Here is a 19,483-nt window from a genome sequence, read left to right as displayed (position 1 = left end):
CCGCTCCGTTTCCGGCGCTTCGTTCATCCAACTCGCTGGTGTCTTCTGCGGCTTGACGCCCCGTCCGACGTTTCAAACTCTAGCCCATCCCCGCTTCGAAAAGCGAATCCGGCCGCAATCCATATAAACGGACACGCCGAATAAGGCCCGAGCCGCGTTGCCGAAAAAGGCAAAGCACGACCCAGCCCGAACCGGGAAGTGGTGTTTCTAGGGATTGGCTGCCCCGGGACCGTCCGCGCCGATGCGTGTCCGGTGCTCCCTGCCAGGCAGCTCGAAGAACACTAGACCTCTTGGGACCCCGGGTCAACCCCGGCCTTCGGCTCACTCCCGGACTCGCTCCCCGGCTCCGCCCCGGGTTCACTCCCCGGCTCACCCCCGGGCTCCGTCTCCGGCTCCGCCCCGGAGTTCTGCCCCGCTTCCAGCTCCGGCGGGGCCTCCTCGGCCGGCAGCTGGAAGGCGAGCACGGCGACGTCGTCGTCGTGCTCCGCGGTCACCCCCATGGCCCGGAGCAGCCGGGCGCAGATGACCTCGGGGGCGCCGACCGCTCCGGTGAGGGTGCGGGCGAGCAGGTCGAGGCCCTGGTCGATGTCCTCGTCCCGGCGCTCCACCAGGCCGTCCGTATAGAGGACGCCGGTGGTACCGGGGAGCAGGCGCAGGGTGTGCGAGACGTGGACGCCACCACCGGTGCCGAGCGGCGGGCCGTTCTGTTCCTCGCTGCGCAGGACGGTGCCGTCGGGGCAGCGCAGCAGGACGGGCAGGTGGCCGGCGGAGGCGTAGGTGAGGGTGTGGCGCTGCGGGTCCCAGACCGCGTAGGTGCAGGTGGCGATCTGGTTGGCGTCGATCTCCATGGCGAGCCCGTCCAGCAGGCGCATCACCTCGTGCGGGGGGAGGTCGAGGCGGGCGTAGGCCCGGACTGCCGTCCTGAGCTGTCCCATGACCGCGGCGGCGCGCAGGCCCCGGCCCATGACGTCGCCGATGACCAGCGCGGTGCGGCCGCCGTCGATGGCGATGACGTCGTACCAGTCACCGCCGACCGCCGCCTCGGCGCCGCCCGGCTGGTAGGTGGCGGCGACCCGGAGGTCGGCCGGCTGGTCGAGCTTCTGCGGGAGCAGGCTGCGCTGGAGGGTGACGGCGGCCTCGCGGTGGCGGCGTTCGGACTCCCGCAGGCGGGTGGCGGCGAGGACCTGGTCGGTCACCTCGGCGGCGAAGATGAGCACCCCGGCCGGCGACGGCGCCTTGTGTTCCCGGTGTTCCCGGTGTTCCCGGTGTTCCCGGTGTTCCCGGTGTTCCCGGTGTTCCCGGTGATCGTCGGTCGGCCCCGGCTCGGCCCGGTGGTCCTGGCGGCTGAGCGGGACGCAGGAGACGTTGTAGTAGCGGTTGCCGGTGAGGCCGAGGATGCAGCGGGCCTTGACGCTGCGCGGGCGGCCGCCGCGGATGACCTGGTCCATGAGCGGCAGGACGCCCATCGTCCCGAGTTCGGGCAGGGCGTCGCAGGCGGGCAGGCCGGTGGGGCGGTCGCCGAAGAGTTCGCGGTAGGCGCGGTTGGCGTAGCCGAGCTGGTGCAGCGGGCCGTAGGTGACGGCGACGGGGGCGGGGATGCGGTTCAGCACCTCCCGCAGGTCCTGGGGCTTCTGCGGGTCGAGCACCTCGGTCGGGCTGACGAGGCTGGTGGGGTCGCGTGGGCTGGGGACCACGACGTCGCCGGACGGCGCGCCCTGGTCGGTGCCGTTCCCGGTGGGCGGGGCGGCACGCCAAGGGACTCCGGTGAGCCGGGCGCTCCAGCGCATGAGGTTCAAACGACGGCCGCTTCCTCGATTTCCAGGCATATCATCACTTTTTGTATGCGCACTGGCACACGGGGTAATGACTCGGTTGGGCAGATCCTGTCAGGCGGAGGCCCGATTCCGGAAGTCGCGCGCCCACGGCGCGGCCGTCATGTCAGTCCGGGCCGGGCCGGGAGCCGGGCCCGGGGCCCGGTCCGAACCCCGCCTCGAACTCCGAGCGCGGGTGCTCGACCGCCCCCAGCGAGACCACTTCACGGGAGAACACCCCGCCCAGGAGCCAGTCCATCAGCACCCGCACCCGCCGGTCGGAGCTCGGCAGCCGGCGCAGGTGCCGGGCCCGGTGCAGCCACCACGCCCTCCGGCCGGTCAGCCTGCCGCCGCGCCGGGTGTGGGCGACGGCGCGGCCCAGGCCGAGCGAGGTGGAACAGGCGGCGCGGTCCGGCCGGTACTCGGCGATGCCCGCCGCCCGCGGGCCGCCGTCCAGCGCGACCAGCACGTTGGCCGCGAGCAGCTCCGCCTGGGCGAACGCGTGCTGCGCGTTGGGGGCGCAGGGGGCGCCGTCCGCGTGCGGGTCGGGCACGGCGGCACCGTCGCCGGCCGCCCAGACGCCGGGGAGCGCCCGCCCGTCCGGAGCGACGACCTGGAGGGTGGCGAGGCAGCGGACGCGGCCGGAGGTGTCCAGCGGCAGGTCGGTGTCGCGCAGCAGCGGGGACGGGCGCACCCCGGCCGTCCAGACCAGGGTGCGGGCGGCGAAGCGGCTGCCGTCGGAGAGCGCCATGACCCGGCCGACGGCCGAGTCCAGGGTGGTCCGCAGCCGGACGTCGACGCTGCGCTCCCGCAACTGCGCCAGCGTGTGCTCGGCCAGTTCGGGGGACTCCTCGGCGAGGATCCGGCCGGAGGCCTCGACCAGCACCCAGCGCAGGTCCTCGGGGCTGATGTTGTGGTAGCCGCGGACCGCGTACCGGGCCATGTCCTCCAGCTCGGCCAGCGCGCCGACGCCGGCGTAGCCCGCGCCGACGAAGACGAAGGTGAGCGCGGCCTGCCGCAGGGCCGGGTCGCGGGTGGCGGAGGCGAGGTCGAGCTGCTCCAGGACGTGGTTGCGCAGGCTCACCGCCTCGCCGACGGTGGAGAAGCCGAGGCCGTGTTCGGCCAGGCCGGGGACGGGTGCCGTCCGGGAGACCGAGCCGGGGGCCACGACGAGGACGTCGTAGTCCAGCTCGACGGGCGCCGGCGGCTCGCCGTGGCCGGCGGCGTCGGCCCAGGCGCGGCGGGTGGCGTGCTCGATCCGGGTGATCCGCGCCGTGAGGACGCGGCAGTCCGGCAGCGCGCGGCGCAGCGGGACGACCACGTGGCGGGGGTCGATCGAGCCGGCCGCGACCTCGGCGAGCAGCGGGTGGTACGTCAGGTAGGGCTGCGGCTCGACGACGGTGATCTCCACGTCGCCGCGCCGGAGCCGCTCGCGCAGGCCGCGCTGGAGGTGCAGCGCGGCGGACATCCCGGCGCAGCCGCCCCCGACGATCAGGATCCTGATAGCGCACCTCCTGCCGAAGTGACCTTCCCGCCGGCCCCGTCGGCCGGGGCACCCCCCACCACGCCCTCCATGAAGGACCGTCGAAGGGCCTCTTGTCCACAGTCCGTACCGAGGCAGTTGGGACGGGAGTGGACAGGTGGGGCCGGATGTGCTGCCGGGGTGACTTTCTGACGCACTTTCGGCTTTCAACGGCGGTGAACTATGGTCGGATTGTGTGTCGGAGCGGCCATCGCCATGACAATCGGCGGCGACGCACCGTGGAGCTGCCATTACGGCCAGTTCCAGCGTTGGCGGGAGCAACCCGACTGCGGGAGCGTGATCCGGGGAAGGGTAGTCCCGGACGAGGCCTCAAACGCGTGGTCTTCATGCGTATGCGGTCGGACACGTGCGGTCCGGCGATCGTGGTCGGACACCACCTGGGCGGAGCGAACGGCACGACCGGTACGAGCGATGGGTCATCTGGTCATTTCTGACAACGGACGGAGCTGCACCGGGGGGTGCAGGGGCGGGCGACGACAGGGTCCGGGATCGGGCGCCTGCGGGGGAGAGTTGGGATGATGGAGCAGGAACGACTGTTGGGGCGGGATGCGCCGCGTACCGTCCCGGGTGTGGTGCCGGAGCAGCGCGGTCCCGGCGGCCTTCCGGAACAGGCCACGGTGGCGTACGCCGGGGTGCCGTACCGGAGCGAGCCGCCGCAGGGCGGTGGCGGGCCCGTACCCGGGGCCCGGTTGCGGGTGGACGCCCGGCGCAACCTGGAGAGCGTGCTGCGCGCGGCCCGCGAGGTCTTCGGCGAGTTCGGCTACGGCGCGCCGATGGAGGAGGTCGCGCGCCGGGCCGGGGTCGGGGTCGGCACGGTCTACCGGCGCTTCCCGAGCAAGGAGGTGCTGGTCCAGCGGATCGCGGCCGAGGAGGTGGCCTGGCTGACGTCGCAGGCGCGTGAGTCGCTCTACGGCGGCGGCGGTGCCTGGGAGTCGCTGGCCGGGTACCTGGCGCGGGCGGTGTCCACGGGTGCCGGGCGGCTGCTGCCGCCGGAGGCGTTCCGGTATGCGGACGAACTGGGCCGGGTGCCGGAGCAGCGTTCCGGCGATCCGGCCGGGGCGGGCGGGCTCCCGGGGGGCCGGTTCGAGCCATCCGGCTCCGGGTCGTACGGCGCCGACTCGTACGGCTCCGGGTCGTTCGGCTCCGGGTCGTTCGGTGCCGGACCGCAGGATGCCGTGGCGCAGGGTGCCGTGGCGCAGCAGGGCGGCGCCGAAGCGCCGGCGGCCGATGCGGACCCGCGGCTGTTGCTGCAGCTGCTGGCCGCGCTGGTGGCCCGGGCGGGTGCGGCGGGCGAGCTTCGGCCCGGGGTCACGGTGGCCGACGTCGTACTGGTGCTGACGGCCTCGGTGCCGGTGCACGCCACGCGCGCGGTGGCGGGCGAACCCGTGCACACGTCGGCCGCGGTTCCGGCGGGGGGTTCACCGACGAGTGGCCGGCCGACGGACGGTCAGGCCACCGAGGGTCCGGCCGACCGGCTGCTGCAGATTCTGCTGGACGGGCTGCGGGCGCGCTGAGCCCCGGCGCGGCCGGGCGCGGCCGCCGTCCGCTGCGGGCAGGTGAGTTGGGCGTCGGACCGGGGCGCACGGACGGGCCGCGCACTCCGCGCGTCCGCCGTGCCGCCGGGCACCGTGAGCAGGCCGAACACCTCCGCGACGGCCCCTCGGAAGAGTGGGTCACGGCGGTCCGGCTACCGCCCAACTCTGCGCTATGCCATCCTTTGCCCGTGGTTGGAGCCAATGTCCCGATGCGCGCCGTTCGCGCGCACCCGGCGCCGCGCAGCGGGGAATCGTGCGCCCACGCGCTCCCGCACGCCCTGCCACACTTCGGGGGCTGTCGTGGAATCTGGGGTCCGTTGTGAGCGCCGAGGAACAGAACGACTACGGCTACGGCCTCGACTTCGGCCGATCCGGTACAAACGGGCCGGAGGGCGCGGCTGAAGGCCCGAGCGCTGGTACACCCGGTCACGCGCCCGGTCACGGGCCGGGGCGTGCGCCCGGCTCCCCGCCCGGGCGTTCCGGGCCGTTGCCGTCCGGGCACCAGGGGGCCCGCGGGAATCCGGCGCATCCGGGACAGGTGCCGGACCAGGCCGGCATGCCCAGCCGCGAATCGCTCTCCGCCTCGGCCGCCGCGCTCCCGCCCACCCGCGTCCCCGGCCAGGCCCCGGCCGGACGGGGCGGGGTCGCCCCCGAGGCCTTCGTCGGCAACGGCGTCCCCGCCCGCCGGACCGTACCCGCCCCCGCCGACCCGGTGGACGGCGAGCGCCCGCCCTCGGACGCCGAGTTGACCGCCCGCGTCCGGGCCGGCGACGACACCGCCTACGAGGAGGTCTACCGCCGGCACGCCGACGCGGTGCGCCGTTACGCCCGGACCTGCTGCCGCGACAGCTTCACCGCCGAGGACCTCGCCGGCGAGGTGTTCGCCCGCACCCTTCAGGCGCTGAAGGCGGGCAAGGGTCCGGACTTCGCCGTCCGCGCCTACCTGCTGACCGCGGTGCGCAACGTCGCCGCCGCCTGGACCCGCAGCGAGCGGCGCGAGCAACTCGTCGACGACTTCAGCGTGTTCGCCCAGACCTCGGCCGCCACCGTCGACCTCGACCTGGCCGACCCGGGGGCCGACGCCTGGGCGATGGCGATGGCCGACCAGCGCATGGTCATGCAGGCCTACGCCGAACTGCCCGAGGACGACCGGATGGTGCTCTGGCACACCGAGGTCGAGCGGGAGTCCCCGAAGACCGTCGCGGTGATGCTCGGCAAGACCGCCAACGCCACCGCCGTCCAGGCGCACCGCGCCCGCGACCGGCTGGCCGCGGGCTTCCTCCAGGCCCACGTCTCGGGCAGCCAGGACCGGGACTGCGAGGCGTACGCCAACCGGCTCGGCGCGTACGCGCGCGGCTCGCTGCGCAAGCGGGCGTCGGCCGAGGTCGGCCGTCACCTCAAGGAGTGCGACCGGTGCACGGCCGCCTGCCTGGAACTGTCCGAGATCAACCACGGCCTGCGGGCGCTGCTGCCCGGCGGCGTGCTGGTCTGGGTCGGTGTGGGCGGGTTCAGCGCCGCCGCGGCCGCCGTGGGCGGGGCGGCGGCGGTCGGCGGTGCGGCGGCCGCCACCTCGGCGGGTACGACCGCGGGAACGACGGCCGGCGCGACGGCCGGCGCGACGGCCGGTGCGGCCGGGGGCGCCGCCGGTGGTACGGCGGGTTCCGGCGGCGGGGCCGTCGGTGCGGTGGCCGGCGAGGGCCTGGGCGCCGCCGCCAAGGCCGGGATCGCCGCCGCCGTCGCGGTGGCCGCGGCCGCTGCCGCCGCGTACGCGCTGACCGGCGCGCCCGCGCCGAAGCCCCCGGTGGCCGCTCCCCCGGTGGCGGCCCCCGCCGTGCCGGCCCCGCCGCCCGTCGCGGCGCCGGAGCCGCCGACCCCGGCCCCGAGCAGCCCCGTTTCGGAGCCGGAGCAGGTGGAGGAACCGTCGCCGGGCCCCTCCGCCACGCCCGCGCCGAAGGCCCCGCCCGCCCCGGCCCCCAAGGCCGTGCCGCCGCCGGCGCCGAGCCCGCGGCCGACGACGGCGGCGGCCGCGCCGGCGACCAGCCCGGCGCCCGGGCCGCAGTCGCCGAAACCCCCCGTCCCGAAACCCCCCGTCCCGGAGGTGCCCACGCCGGTCGTGCCGCCGGTGCCCACGCCGGACGTCCCCGTGGTGCCCACCCCGACGCCCCCGCCGGTGCCGACTCCGACACCACCGACTCCGACACCACCGACGCCGAGGCCGACGCCGACGCCGCCCGCCCCGACCGACTTCTGGGCCGACGACCTGCCGGTGCTCAAGCCCGGCAACAACCGGGTGCCGCCGCCGGGCCCGAGCATCCGGCAGAAGGGCAGCGACTGGTTCTGGCAACGGGACAGCGTCTCGATCGGCGGCACCCGGTACGCGCACGGCATCACCGTCCACGCGCCCGCCGGCACGCTGGTCGACCTCAACCGCGGCTGCACGTCCTTCGACGCGCTGGCGGGAGTGGACGACATCACCGCCTCACCCGGCGGCGTGGTCTTCTCCGTGCAGGGCGGCGACGGCCGCACGCTGTGGAGGTCGCCCGTCCTGGCCACGGGCGACGACGCGGTGCCGGTGCACGTGCCGCTGGGCGGGCAGCGGTCGATCCGCCTGGTGGTCACCCCCGCGCACGGCGTCTGGTCGGCCCTGAACGCGGCGGACTGGGCCGAGGCCCGCTTCAGGTGCGACTGAAGCGGGCCTCGGGGGGCTTGCCGTGAGGGGCGGGCGGGTCAGATCGCGCAGGAGCCGTCCGCGCACGCCTCGCCGGCCGCGGCGACCTGCACCGGCACCGGGCGGCGCTCGCCGATCTCGGTGGCGACCTGCTCCAGCACCTTGCGGAAGGTCTCGGCCTCCTGACCGCCCTGGACCGCCCACTTGCCCTCGAAGACGAAGGTCGGCACGGCGGTGATGCCCAGCTCACGGGCCTCGGCCAGCTGGGCACGGACCTCGGCGGTGCCCTCGTCACCGGCCAGGTAGGCCGCCACCCGGTCGCGCTCCAGGCCGGCCGCGACGGCGACCTCGGTCAGCGCCGCGCGGTCGCCGACGTCCACGCCGTCGGTGAAGTGCGCCTTGAGCAGCGCCTCCTTCAGCCGCCCCTGCACGGCCGCGCCGTACTCGGTCTCGGCGAGGTGGAGCAGCCGGTGGCCGAGGAAGGTGTTGGCGTGCAGCGCCGCGTCGAAGTCGTAGGTGATGCCCTCGGCGAGGCCCAGCTCGGCCACCCGGGCGTCCATCGCGACGGACTGCGGGCCGTAGCGCTCGGCCAGCCAGGCGCGGTGCGGGCTCGCCGTGGCGGGCGCGTCCGGCACCAGCTGGTACGGCCGGTAGACCACCTCGACGTTCTCCTTGCCCGCGAAGCCGTCCAGCGCCTCCTCGAAGCGGCGCTTGCCTATGTAGCACCAGGGGCAGGCGATGTCGGAGTAGATCTCGACCTTCATGACGGGGTTTCTCCAGGGGGTGGGGAGGATGGTTCCGAGATAGGTGAACGATGAACCATCTCGGGACATTCCCGGCAGCGCATCTCGGGACATTCCCGGCAACACGGGGTGCGGCGGCTCAAGGGGCCGGCGGAGCGGGGACGACCAGGACCGGGCAGCTCGCGTGGTGGACCGCCGCCGAGGTGACCGATCCCAGCAGCAGCCGGGTGAAGCCCCCGTTGCCGCGGGTGCCGATCACCAGCGTGTGGTGCCGGGCCGACGCCGCCAGCAGCACCTCGATCACGTTGCCGAGCACCACGTGCAGCGACAGTTCCCCCTCGTACCGGCGGGTCCGGGCCCGCTGCACCGCGGCCACCGAGCGGCGCAGGCCGTCCGCCATGCTCTCGACCAGCGTCTCGACGCTCTCCTGCACCAGCTCGGCCATCCCCGGCGGGTAGCCGCCCGGCGCCGGGTTGACCACCGCGAGCACGTACAGCGGCAGGCCGAACCGCTCGGCCTCGGTCATCGCCCGGTCCAGCGCCCAGAGCGAACCGTCCGAACCGTCGCACGCCGCCAGCACCCCCGGCGGGCGGCCCGTCGGCGGGCGGCCGAGCACCGACAGGACGACGGGGACGGACGGATCCGGGCTGGCGCTGGTCACCACGGCCTCCACGGGGGCGGGACGGGACGGACGGGCAGGGACGGGCAGGACGGGCAGGACGGGCAGGGACGGGTAGGGCGAGACGGGACGGGCAGGGCGGAGGGAGCGAGTCGGAATGGCGCCATGATTGCCCGCCCGGCCCGTCCGGACGGGCGTGCCGCGCCGGAATCCCGGCCGGACTCCCGGCCACCCGGTCCACGTGCCGCGCCGGAGCCCCGGCCGGACTCCGGCGCGGGTCAGCGAAGCGGGTCAGGCGAAGCGGGCCGGGGCCAGGGCGGCGCGCTCGGCGACCGGGAGGCCGGTCCAGCAGGCGCCGTGCCGACGGGCGCGGACGCGGCGGAGCCAGAGTTCGGTGGCGACCAGTTCGGCGAGCCCGGCCAGGGTGCCCGGCGCCGGCGGGGTGGACGGGTCGGCGGAGCGGGCCAGGCCGGCCCGGACGGCGGCGAGGTCGATCAGGCCCGCCTCGGCGAGCAGCGGGGCGTCGAACAGTTCGGCGAGGCCGTCGGCGGCGAGCCGCAGGCCGGCCCGGGCGGGGGCGGTGCGGTCGGGGCGGGTGCCGCGGCCCCAGTCGGACGGAAGGTCGGTGCGGCCGGCCCCGGTGAGGACGGCGTGCAGCAGGGCGGACCGGGCGCCGGGCTGGAGCCGGACGTCGTCGGGGAGCAGCCGGGCCGCGCGGACCACCTGGTTGTCCAGGAACGGCGCGTGCAGCCGCTGGCCGGGCTGTTCGGCGGCGTGCACCAGGGTGCGGAACCCGCGCGCGTGCCGGTGCAGGGCGTACCGCGCCCGTCGCGCGCCGGGCAGCTCGGCGGGCGCCGGTTCGCGCGCCGCCAGCCGCAGCCGCAGGGCGACGGCGGACAGCGCCTCGTCGGAGAGCCAGCGGGCCGCCGGGCCGGGGACGCACCAGGCCAGGTCGTCCGCCGAGCGCGCACCCGCCGTGCCGCCCCCGTCCGGGACGTGGCGGAGCGTCAGCCGTACCGCGGCGTCGTCGAGCGCCTCGGCGTAGCGGATCCGGGAGAGCCGGTGGGCGGCCCGGACCACGGTGAGCGGGGTGCGCAGCGCGCCGGCCAGGACGCCGACGGTGGCCCGGTCGGCGCCGGCCAGAGCGGCGACCGGGGGCAGCAGCTCGCGCGGGCGGCCGGCCCGGACCAGGTCGGCGAGCCGGGCCGGGTGGCCGTCGAGGACCTGACGGGCGCCGTAGCCGGTGAGGTGGTCGGTGCCGCCGGCGTCGAAGCGGGCCTCCGCACGGACGGCGGCGACCAGCTCGGGGCCGGGTTCGTCGGTGAGCCGGCCCGCCTGAGGGTCGGCCCGCAGGTCCGCGTACGGGAGGGTGCCGGGCCCGGGGGCGAGCACGGTGTGCCGCAGCCGGGGAAGGTCGGGGGCGAGCGCCAGGGTGGCCGGCGTCTCGGTCTCGTCGAGGGTGACGGCGGCCAGTTGCTCGGGCGCGGACGGCGGCCGCGTGGCCGGGCGGGCCCAGGAGCCCTTCACGGCCCCGCTCCTGGCGGCGGCCCCGTCCCCGGCGCCGCCGCCCCCGGCCGCCGGCGCTCCCTGGACGGGAACGCCCGCGCCGGGCGCCGGGGCGAGCGGCACGGCGGCGGCGAGCAGCGCGACGGTGGCGGACGCCGTTCCGTACGAGAGGTCGACGCCCAGCCGGGCCCGGCCGTTGCCGGCGGAGCCGGGGGCGGGGGTGCGGACCCGGGAGCGGACCGACTCCAGCAGGGCGCGGGTGAGTTCCCGGACGGCGGGCGCCTCGCCGCGCTGCCGCGCCGCGCCAGCCGGCTCGTCGTACGCCGAGAGATAGGGGCGTCCGCCCCGGATGGCCAGCGCGTGGCCGGGCGGCACCTGCTGGACGCCGAGGTAGGGGGTGCCGGTGCCGAGTGCCTCCGGCGACTCGGGGCAGGCCAGCCGGGCGGCGAGGTGGCCGGTGTCGAGGGGCGCGCCGATCAGGTCGGCGAGCGGCAGGGCGGCGGTGGCGTACGCGGTGCCGCCGGCCCAGGGGGTGTGGAAGACGGGCTGGGCGCCGGCCAGGTCGGTGAGCAGCACGGTGGAACGGGTGCCGGTGCGCAGCACGACGGTGTAGCTGCCGGGCCAGGCGGTGAGGTGGCGGACGGCGCCGCCGCGGGCGGCGGCCAGACCGGCGGCCAGTTCGGCGTCGGAGGCCCCGCAGTGGCCGAGGACGGCGAGCCGGGTGGTGGCGGGGGTGTCCTCGGCCGGGTCGGGGCCGGCCGGGCCGGTGGTGACGGTGGCGGGGGCGCCGGGGCGGATGGTGGCGAGACGGATCTCCTCGGGCCGCCAGTCGCCCACCGCCCAGAGCGGGTTGGGGCCGGTCCAGAGGGCGCGCGCGGCGATCGGTGCCACCGTGCCGGGCGCCTCGTGCGCCGGGGTGCCCGGCCGGGCCGTGCCCGTGCTCCAGCCCGTCAGCCACCGCATCGCGCCTCCACCGGACGAGGACCTGCCGCCGTGCGGCGCCTCCGCCGCCGGGCAGCCCCGTGCCAGCCCGTGGCGCGCCGCGGCGGCCGCCCACCGCGGATCCGGCGCGCCGTCAGGAGACATCGTGCCACCGGTTCGCTGCGCCGTGACCGGAGTTGGCGTTTCCGATTTCGCGGCGCCGGGCCGCACCGGCCGGCCGCCGGGGCGGCGGTGCCCGGTGGCGCCGCGGCTCCCGCCGGGCGGGCCGGGCCTCCCCCTCCCCGGCCCGGACCGCCCTCGCGACCGCCTTGTCATGGCCATCGCGAGATGGCCGAAAGGCGTCGTTCGGCCCGGGAGGGCATCCGCATGCCCTCCCGGACTCCGCCGCCGTCCGCGGGGATTGAGACGGCGGCATCCCCCGGCCCGCCGGGTCCTCGACGGCGGGCCGACCCACGACCACCAGCGAATCGCCGACCCGCCGGTCGGGCCAGGGGGCACGGCCGGGCGCACATCGACACGGGACCGGAGCACAACGCTCCGGCGCGCGGCCGGACCGACCACCGGCGGCCGGTTCCGAGCGGTCCGGACCAACCCCGCCGCGCCGCCCGCCGGAGCACCGGCCGACCGCCGCCGGGTGCGCGATCCCGCCATCCGGAATGCGGCCTCTTAACCCTCGGAACGCGTCCGACTACTCTAGGTACAGCAGCTACGGCCCGGTGCCGCCCGGGCCCCGCGCACAAGGCCGCAGGAGGTGCCGCCGCCACCATGACCGTCAGCCCACGAGGACCGAACGAACGGCTCGGCACGCTCCTGACCCTCGCGCAGATCAGCAACGCCGGCCTGGCCCGCCGGGTCAACGACCTCGGCGCCCAACGCGGACTGACGCTGCGCTACGACAAGACCTCGGTGGCCCGCTGGGTCAGCAAGGGCATGGTCCCGCAGGGCCCCGTCCCGCACCTGATCGCCACCGCGATCGGCGGCAAGCTCGGCCGGCCGGTGCCGCTGGAGGAGATCGGACTCGGCGACACCGACCCGGCGCCCGAGCTCGGCCTGGCCTTCCCGCGCGAGGTCTCCGAGGCGGTCCGCTCGGCCACCGACCTCTGGCGGATCGACCTCGACCTGCGGCGCGGCCCCGGCGGCGGCCGCTGGAGCGACAGCCTGGCCGGCACCTTCTCGGTCGCCGCGTACGCGACCCCCGTCTCCCGCTGGCTGATCACCCCCGCGGACGGTTCGGTGGCCCGCGAGGCGGCGCGCACGCCCGCCGACGCGGGCTCCTACCGGGTGGGCCACTCGGACGCCGCCAAGCTCCGCGAGGCCGCCCAGGAGGCCCGCCGCTGGGACTCCAAGTACGGCGGCGGGGACTGGCGTTCGTCGATGGTGCCGGAGTGCCTGCGGGTGGAGGCGGCGCCGCTGCTGCTGGCCTCGTACAGCGACGCGGTCGGCCGGGCGCTGTTCGGCGCCACCGCCGAACTCACCCGGCTGGCCGGGTGGATGGCGTTCGACACCGGCCAGCACGAGGCTGCCCAGCGCTACTACATCCAGGCGCTGCGACTGGCCCGGGCCGCCGCCGACGTGCCGCTCGGCGGCTACGTGCTGGCCTCGATGAGCCTGCAGGCCGGTTACCGGGGCTTCGCCGAGGAGGCGGTCGACCTCGCCCAGGCCGCCCTGGAGCGCAACCGGGGCCTGGCCACCGCCCGCACCATGAGCTTCTTCCACCTGGTCGAGGCGCGGGCCCAGGCCAAGGCCCGCAACGCGGCGGCGTGCGCGACGGCGCTCGGCGCGGCGGAGAGCGCACTCGAACGGGCACGCGCCGGGGACCCCGATCCGGCGTGGATCGACTTCTACGCCTACGACCGGCTCGCCGCCGACGCCGCCGAGTGCTTCCGCGACCTCGGGGTGCCCTCCAAGGTCCGCCAGTTCACCCGCGAGGCACTCGCCCGCCCCACCGAGGGCTACGTCCGCTCGCACGGGCTGCGGCTGGTCGTCTCCGCGATGGCCGAGGCCGAGGCGGGGAACCTGGACGCGGCGGTCGCGGCCGGCGAGCGCGCCGTCGAGGTGGCCGGCCGGATCTCCTCCCAGCGCAGCCGCGAGTACGTGGTGGAGATGCTCCGCCGCCTCGAACCCTTCCAGGGGGAGCGCCGGGTGAGGGAGTTGACGGAACGGGCGCGCGCGGTGATCGTCGCCCCGGCCTGAGCGGGACGCCTGCGGTAAATCGGATGCACCGGCGCGAGAGGCCCAGCTATGGTCTCTCACGTCCAGGTGCGCAGGCAGGGGTTACTTCCTTTCCATGGAGCGTGTCGCGGGTTCGAGTCCCGCCATCGGCTCCGGCCGGTGTAGCTCAGTTGGTAGAGCAGCTTGTTACCCCAGCCGCTTCGGAACTCTGGACACCCACAGGTGAATAGGTTTTCCGCACCTCCCGGTGCGATGACAGCGGTTACTTCGTGGAGTGCCCCGGCGGGGCACGTTGAATCGGACAACCGAACCGCCGTCACCTTTGATCTCGGGAGGCAGAGCGCCGGGGTGCCCGGTGCGCAGGCGGGGGTTACTTCGGATCTTGCGGTTCCGGGTTCGAATCCCGGGCGTGCCGTGCGCGAGCGCGGCTGCTAGCTCAATCCGGTAGAGCACAAGGCATACACCTCCGCCGAGGCCGGCCGCCGGGCCGGCACGATCTCGGGCACCCCTTCCTTTGCCATGCCTCCTGCACGTCCGACCAGTCAGCAGGGGGATTCCACCATGTCGCGCTTCAACGTCCGCACGGCCAGGCCGAGTCCGGGCTCGCCCGTGACCACCACCGGGCGGCGCGCCGCCAACCACAACGGCGGCACCGGATTCCTCCGCGACGCGAAGTCCGAGCTCTTCCTGCTCGCGGTGGCCAACATGGTCGGCCAGGACACCTGTTACGAGACGGGCGGCGACCGCGACGACCGCTACACCGCACTGGTGCGCGAACTCGCCGTCGCCGACCCCGAGTGGACCCTCGGCCTGCTGCGCTGGCTGCGGTCCGACGCGCACCTGCGCACGGCGGCGCTGGTCGGCGCCGCCGAGTTCACCCGGGCCCGGCTGGACGCCGGGGCGCCCGGCCACTCCCGGCAGGCCGTCGACGCGGTGCTCCAGCGCGCGGACGAACCCGGCGAGCTGCTCGCCTACTGGACGTCCCACTACGGCCGCGCGCTGCCCAAGCCGCTCAAGCGCGGCATCGCCGACGCCGTCCGCCGGCTCTACCACGGCCGCTCGCTGCTCAAGTACGACACCGCGTCCAGGGGTTACCGCTTCGGGGACGTGCTGGAGCTGACCCACCCCTCGCCCGACCCGGCCAAGCCGTGGCAGGGCGAGCTGTTCCGCTACGCCCTGGACCGCCGGCACCGGCCGGAGGAGGCCGTCCCGCCCGCCGCCGACCGGCTGCTCACCGCCAACCGCGAACTGCTCGCACTGCCCGTCGAGGAGCGGCGGGCGGCGGTCACCGCCGAGGGCGGCGCCGAGCGGCTCGCCGCGGCCGGGCTGACCTGGGAGGCGCTGGCCGGATGGCTCCAGGGACCGTTGGACGCGGCCGTCTGGGAGGCGGTCATCCCGTCCATGGGCCCGATGGCGCTGGTGCGCAACCTGCGCAACTTCGACCAGGCCGGCGTCCCGGACGAGGTCGCGGCCGAGGTCGCCCGGCGGATCAGCGACCGGGAGGAGGTGCAGCGCTCCCGCCAGTTCCCGTTCCGCTACCTCGCCGCCCACCGGCACGCGCCGTCGCTGCGCTGGGGGCACGCACTGGAGACCGCGCTCTCCCACTCGCTCGCCAACGTGCCCTCGCTCCCCGGCCGGACGCTGGTCCTGGTCGACCGCTCGGGCTCGATGTTCGACCGGCCGAGCGCACAGACCCAGCTCAACCGGGCCGACTCGGCGGCGATCTTCGGAACCGCGCTGAAGGTCCGGGCGGCCGACGCCGACCTGGTCGAGTTCGGCTCCACCAGCCGGGTCGTCGAGGTGGGCAGGGGGGAGGCGGTGCTGCGCGTCCTGGGGCGCTTCGGCAACCTCGGCGGCACCGACACCACCACGGCCGTCCGCACCCACTACCGCGGACACGACCGGGTCGTCATCGTCACCGACGAGCAGACCGGTCCGGGCCACTGGAGCGGCGGCGACCCGCTGGCCGCCGTGCCGGCCGACGTCCCCGTGTACACCTGGAACCTGGCCGGCTACGCCACCGGCCACGGCCCGAGCGGCTCGGCGAACCGGCACACCTTCGGCGGGCTGAACGACGCCGCGTTCCGGCTGATCCCCCTGCTCGAATCGCGCCGGGACGCGGCCTGGCCGTGGCTGGAGCCGAAGGGCCGCTGAGGCCCCCTCGACCGGCACGGCCCGCCGTGGCAGCATCGGCGGCGGGCCGTGCCGGGGCGGAGCGAGGAGCGAGCGGTGGCGTACGACGTCGACGTGCTGGTGGTGGGCGGGGGAATCGTCGGGCTGTCCACGGCGTACGCCCTGACCCGGGAGCGGCCGGGGCTGCGGCTGGCGGTGCTGGAGAAGGAGGCCGGCTTCGCAGCGCACCAGACCGGCCGCAACAGCGGGGTCATCCACAGCGGCGTCTACTACCGGCCGGGCTCGCTCAAGGCCCGGTACGCCGTCGCGGGCGCCGCCGAGATGGTCGGGTTCTGCCGCACCCACGACATCCCGCACGAGGTGACCGGCAAGCTGATCGTGGCGACCGGCCAGGCCGAACTGCCGCGGCTGCGCGCGCTGGCCGAGCGCGGCCGGGAGAACGGCATCCCCGTCACCGAGCTGGACCGCGCCGGGATCGCCCGGTACGAGCCGCAGGTCACCGGCATCGCCGGGCTGCACGTCGGAACCACCGGGATCTGCGACTTCCCCGCCGTGGCCGGCACCTACGCCCGGCTGGCCCGCGAGGCCGGGGCGGAGCTGCGGACCGGGACGGAGCTGCGGGCGGTCGCCCGCCGGGCCGACGGGGTGACGGTGCAGACCTCCGCCGGGGAGCTGCGCTGCCAGGTCCTGGTGAACTGCGCGGGCCTGCACAGCGACCGCATCGCCCGGCTGGCCGGCGACGACCCCGGTGTGCGGATCGTGCCGTTCCGCGGCGAGTACTACGAACTGGCCAAGGACCGCCGGGAGCTGGTCCGCGGCCTGGTCTACCCGGTGCCCGACCCGGCGTTCCCCTTCCTCGGTGTGCACCTGACCCGGGGCATCCACGGCGACGTGCACGTCGGCCCGAACGCGGTGCCCGCACTGGCCCGCGAGGGCTACGACTGGCGCACCGTGCGCCCCCGCGACCTGGCCGGGACGCTCGCCTTCCCCGGCACCTGGCAGATCGCCCGCCGGCACTGGCGGTACGAGCTCGGCGAGCTGCACCGTTCGCTCTCCAAGCGGGCGTTCACCACCGCCGTCCGGCGCCTGCTGCCCGCCGTCACGGCCGAGGACCTGGTGCCGGCCACCGCCGGGGTGCGGGCCCAGGCGGTCGGCCGGGACGGCTCGCTGCTGGACGACTTCGCCTTCGCCGGGTTCGACCCGGAGGACCCGCGCTCCACCCGCCGCCTGGTGCACGTGCTGAACGCGCCCTCCCCCGCGGCCACCGCCTCCCTCCCGATCGGCCGCGAGGTGGCCCGCCGGGCGCTGGCCGCGCTGGAGGCGGGCGGGTGACCGCACCCGGCGGCCCCGTCGCACCCGCGGTCCGCCCGGCACGTGCGGTCCCCTGGTGCACCCGGTACGTGCGGTCCACCGTGCATGGCGTGCGGTCCCCCCGGTGCACCCGGTACGTGCGGTGCGCCGGGCGCGTCGCGTGCGTCACAGGCCCTGCGGCCCGTGCACGGCGGCCCCGTAGACTCGGGTGATTGTGACTGCCACCGCCCCGATCCCCCAGCAATCGCCCTCCGCCCGGCTCTCCGCCGCGCCGGCCGGCTACCCCGCGCCGATGTACCCGCACCGGGCCACCGAGGCCCAGCACAGCGAGCGGCGCATCCGCAGCTTCCAGCCGCGCCGGGGCCGGATGACCAACGCCCAGGCGGGCGCGCTGGACCGGGGCTGGGAGAAGTACGGCATCGCGATCGACGGCAGCCCGCTGGACCTGCGCGAGCTCTTCGGTGACCTCCCGGTCACCCTGGAGATCGGCTTCGGCATGGGCGAGACCACCGCCGCGATGGCCGCCGCCGACCCGGCGACCGGCATCCTCGCCGCCGACGTCCACACCCCCGGCCACGGCAACCTGCTCGGCATGCTGGAGCGCGACGGCTCGAAGAACGTCCGGCTCGCCGCCGGCGACGCCGTGATCCTGCTGCGCGACATGCTCCCGGACGCCTCGCTGGCCGGCCTGCGGGTCTACTTCGCCGACCCGTGGCCCAAGCCCAAGCACCACAAGCGCCGGCTGGTCCAGCCGTCCTTCCTGGAGCTGGTGCTGCCCCGGCTGGCCCCCGGCGCCCTGGTGCACTGCGCCACCGACTGGGAGCCGTACGCCGAGCAGATGCTGGAGGTGCTCTCCGCCTCTCCCGAGCTGGAGAACCTGCACCCCGAGGGTGACGGAACCGGCTGGCTGGAGCCAGCCGACCACCCGGACGGCAGCATCCCCGGCTACGCGCCGCGGCCGGACTGGCGGCCGGTCACCAAGTTCGAACGGGCCGGCATCGCCAAGGGCCACGTGGTGCACGACCTGCTGTTCCGCCGCCGCTGAGCGGCCGCCGGGCGTTCGACCCGGCGGCCCCGCGGAGCCCGTACGGCCCGGACCGGCCCGGCCCGGGCGGGGGGATTCGTCCCGAGTCCTCCCGTGGGGCCGGTGCCTTGGCCTACCCTGTGCCGGGTGAGCAGCCCGTCCGGCGGCGGCTTCCGGACCACCGTCCGGGCCACCGCCGACGACCGAGAGGTGCCCACGCGCACCGCCGGCACCCGCACCATCCCGGGGCCCCGGAGGCGCCGGGCCCACCGGATCGTGCCCTGGTCGCCGCCCGTCCGCGTACCGTCCGTCCCCGTGCCGTCCGCGGCCGTGCCGCCCCGGCCACCGCGCCCCGCCCGCCCGGTCGCGCTCTCCTCCGTCACCGCGACCGCCGTCCTGACCCTGGCCGGCTGCGGCGTCCTGATCCTCCACCTGGTCCGCCGCCAGACCGGCACCACCGGGCTGCTGGTCGGCCTCGGCCTCGCGATGGTCCCGCTGCCCTTCGTGCTCGGCGGCCTCGCCTGGCTCAACCAGACCGCCCGGGTGCCGCTGCGGCACACCGTGTTCTGCCTCGGCTGGGGCGCCTTCGCGGCGACCACCGTCGCCATCCTCGCCAACGGCTGGACCAGCACCTACCTGACCGCCCACCAGGGCGGACTCGGCGAGATGCTGGGCGCCGACCTGGTCACCCCGGTGATCGAGGAGAGCGCCAAGGGCGCCGCGCTGCTCGTCCTGCTGCTCCCGCTCGGCCAGCGGCTCCGATGTCGCGGCCACCGCACCGACCGCCCCTGCGCGACCGTCCTGCACCGGCTCCCCGGCCCCCGGCCGCCCCGCCGGTACGGCCGACGGCCCACCCTGCCGCACGCCCGCGGACGGCTGCGCCCCTACCTGCGCCCGCTGCCGTACCTGCGCCCGTACCCACTGACGCACGACCGCCCGCGCGCCCGTGCGCGGCCGCGCACGCTGGCCGCCGGCGTGGTCCTCGGCGGGATCACCGCCTGCGGGTTCGCCTTCACCGAGAACGCGCTCTACCTGGGGCGCGCCTTCACCGACGACCAGCAGCAGCGGCTGGACAGCATCGGCCTCGGGGCAGAACCCAGCCTGCGGGACTTCGACAGCACCGTGCAGACCTTCGTCCTGCGCGGCCTGCTCTCCCCCTTCGCCCACCCGCTCTTCACCGCGCTGACCGGGCTGGGCCTGGCCGTCACCCTCACCACCGGCCGCCGCTGGCTGGCGCGGCTGGCCGCCCCCGCCGGACTGCTCCTCTCGATGGCCCTGCACGGCACCTGGAACGCCGCCGCCGACCTCGGCACCCACGGCTTCCTGCTGGTCTACGCCGTCCTGATGGTGCCCTGCTTCGCCGCCCTGGTCTGCTTCGCCGCCTGGGCCAGGGCCCGCACCGCACGCCACGGAACCCGCCGGACGAAGGCACCGGAGCAGGCCCGCCGGGGAACGGATTTCCCATCCGCGTGACTT

At 76.1% G+C, this 19,483-nt stretch carries 12 protein-coding genes and 1 tRNA gene; 8 read left to right on the top strand and 5 right to left on the bottom strand.

What is annotated here, in order from left to right:
* Window positions 1–281 precede the first annotated feature (281 nt).
* Together ACFC1F_RS24240 and ACFC1F_RS24235 are read right to left on the bottom strand one after the other, a co-directional pair.
* Window positions 282–1,796, bottom strand: coding sequence for a PP2C family protein-serine/threonine phosphatase (locus ACFC1F_RS24240; protein ID WP_376161209.1), 1,515 nt, complete (start codon window positions 1,794–1,796; stop codon window positions 282–284).
* A 142-nt stretch (window positions 1,797–1,938) separates the two neighbouring features.
* On the bottom strand, window positions 1,939–3,315 hold the full coding sequence (locus ACFC1F_RS24235; protein ID WP_376161214.1) for an NAD(P)/FAD-dependent oxidoreductase: 1,377 nt from the start codon (window positions 3,313–3,315) through the stop codon (window positions 1,939–1,941).
* Between the two features lie 554 nt (window positions 3,316–3,869).
* Here ACFC1F_RS24235 and ACFC1F_RS24230 point away from each other — a divergent pair.
* Together ACFC1F_RS24230 and ACFC1F_RS24225 are read left to right on the top strand one after the other, a co-directional pair.
* Window positions 3,870–4,868 carry a helix-turn-helix domain-containing protein gene (locus ACFC1F_RS24230; protein WP_376161207.1) on the top strand — a complete coding sequence of 333 codons (999 nt, stop codon included), beginning with the start codon at window positions 3,870–3,872 and terminating at the stop codon, window positions 4,866–4,868.
* A 577-nt stretch (window positions 4,869–5,445) separates the two neighbouring features.
* On the top strand, window positions 5,446–7,578 hold the full coding sequence (locus tag ACFC1F_RS24225; protein WP_376161205.1) for a sigma-70 family RNA polymerase sigma factor: 2,133 nt from the start codon (window positions 5,446–5,448) through the stop codon (window positions 7,576–7,578).
* A 38-nt stretch (window positions 7,579–7,616) separates the two neighbouring features.
* Here the strand turns inward: ACFC1F_RS24225 and ACFC1F_RS24220 are convergent, their stop codons facing one another.
* From ACFC1F_RS24220 to ACFC1F_RS24210, 3 genes are all read right to left on the bottom strand, one after another.
* Window positions 7,617–8,321 carry a DsbA family oxidoreductase gene (locus tag ACFC1F_RS24220; protein ID WP_376161203.1) on the bottom strand — a complete coding sequence of 235 codons (705 nt, stop codon included), beginning with the start codon at window positions 8,319–8,321 and terminating at the stop codon, window positions 7,617–7,619.
* A 118-nt stretch (window positions 8,322–8,439) separates the two neighbouring features.
* The gene (locus ACFC1F_RS24215) at window positions 8,440–8,961 is read right to left on the bottom strand and encodes a universal stress protein (RefSeq protein WP_209413490.1); all 522 of its coding nucleotides are present in this window, start codon (window positions 8,959–8,961) and stop codon (window positions 8,440–8,442) included.
* 249 nt (window positions 8,962–9,210) lie between these two features.
* Window positions 9,211–11,388 carry an asparagine synthase-related protein gene (locus ACFC1F_RS24210; protein ID WP_376161201.1) on the bottom strand — a complete coding sequence of 726 codons (2,178 nt, stop codon included), beginning with the start codon at window positions 11,386–11,388 and terminating at the stop codon, window positions 9,211–9,213.
* A 744-nt stretch (window positions 11,389–12,132) separates the two neighbouring features.
* Here ACFC1F_RS24210 and ACFC1F_RS24205 point away from each other — a divergent pair.
* The 6 genes from ACFC1F_RS24205 (at window position 12,133) to ACFC1F_RS24180 (ending at window position 19,480) form a co-directional block, all read left to right on the top strand.
* Window positions 12,133–13,560: an MFS transporter gene (locus ACFC1F_RS24205; protein ID WP_209413492.1), complete on the top strand. Its 1,428-nt coding sequence runs from the start codon at window positions 12,133–12,135 to the stop codon at window positions 13,558–13,560.
* 265 nt (window positions 13,561–13,825) lie between these two features.
* Window positions 13,826–13,954 (top strand) — tRNA-OTHER (locus tag ACFC1F_RS24200).
* Window positions 13,955–14,100: 146 nt separating this feature from the next.
* Complete coding sequence (locus tag ACFC1F_RS24195; RefSeq protein ID WP_376161199.1) at window positions 14,101–15,693, top strand: TROVE domain-containing protein; 1,593 nt, start codon at window positions 14,101–14,103, stop codon at window positions 15,691–15,693.
* 75 nt (window positions 15,694–15,768) lie between these two features.
* A complete protein-coding gene (gene lhgO, locus ACFC1F_RS24190; RefSeq protein ID WP_376161198.1) occupies window positions 15,769–17,004 on the top strand; it encodes an L-2-hydroxyglutarate oxidase in 1,236 nt (411 codons plus the stop codon).
* 193 nt (window positions 17,005–17,197) lie between these two features.
* A complete protein-coding gene (trmB, locus tag ACFC1F_RS24185) occupies window positions 17,198–18,028 on the top strand; it encodes a tRNA (guanosine(46)-N7)-methyltransferase TrmB (protein WP_307853208.1) in 831 nt (276 codons plus the stop codon).
* A gap of 126 nt (window positions 18,029–18,154) precedes the next feature.
* Window positions 18,155–19,480 (top strand): PrsW family intramembrane metalloprotease, encoded by a 1,326-nt coding sequence (locus tag ACFC1F_RS24180; RefSeq protein WP_376161196.1) that lies wholly within the window; start codon window positions 18,155–18,157, stop codon window positions 19,478–19,480.
* Window positions 19,481–19,483 lie beyond the last annotated feature (3 nt).

The sequence above is a fragment of the Kitasatospora sp. NPDC056181 genome (assembly GCF_042266225.1).
GTDB lineage: Bacteria > Actinomycetota > Actinomycetes > Streptomycetales > Streptomycetaceae > Kitasatospora.
Note: the sequence above shows the minus strand (reverse complement) of the source record. Positions and strands in the feature narration are given on the sequence as shown.

Coding starts and splice junctions, on each gene's coding strand:
- ACFC1F_RS24220 (WP_376161203.1), bottom strand. CDS start 8,321: ATGAAGGTCGAGATCTACTCCGACATCGCCTGCCCCTGGTGCTACATA.
- ACFC1F_RS24225 (WP_376161205.1), top strand. CDS start 5,446: ATGCCCAGCCGCGAATCGCTCTCCGCCTCGGCCGCCGCGCTCCCGCCC.
- ACFC1F_RS24205 (WP_209413492.1), top strand. CDS start 12,133: ATGACCGTCAGCCCACGAGGACCGAACGAACGGCTCGGCACGCTCCTG.
- ACFC1F_RS24195 (WP_376161199.1), top strand. CDS start 14,101: ATGTCGCGCTTCAACGTCCGCACGGCCAGGCCGAGTCCGGGCTCGCCC.
- ACFC1F_RS24230 (WP_376161207.1), top strand. CDS start 3,870: ATGATGGAGCAGGAACGACTGTTGGGGCGGGATGCGCCGCGTACCGTC.
- ACFC1F_RS24210 (WP_376161201.1), bottom strand. CDS start 11,388: ATGCGGTGGCTGACGGGCTGGAGCACGGGCACGGCCCGGCCGGGCACC.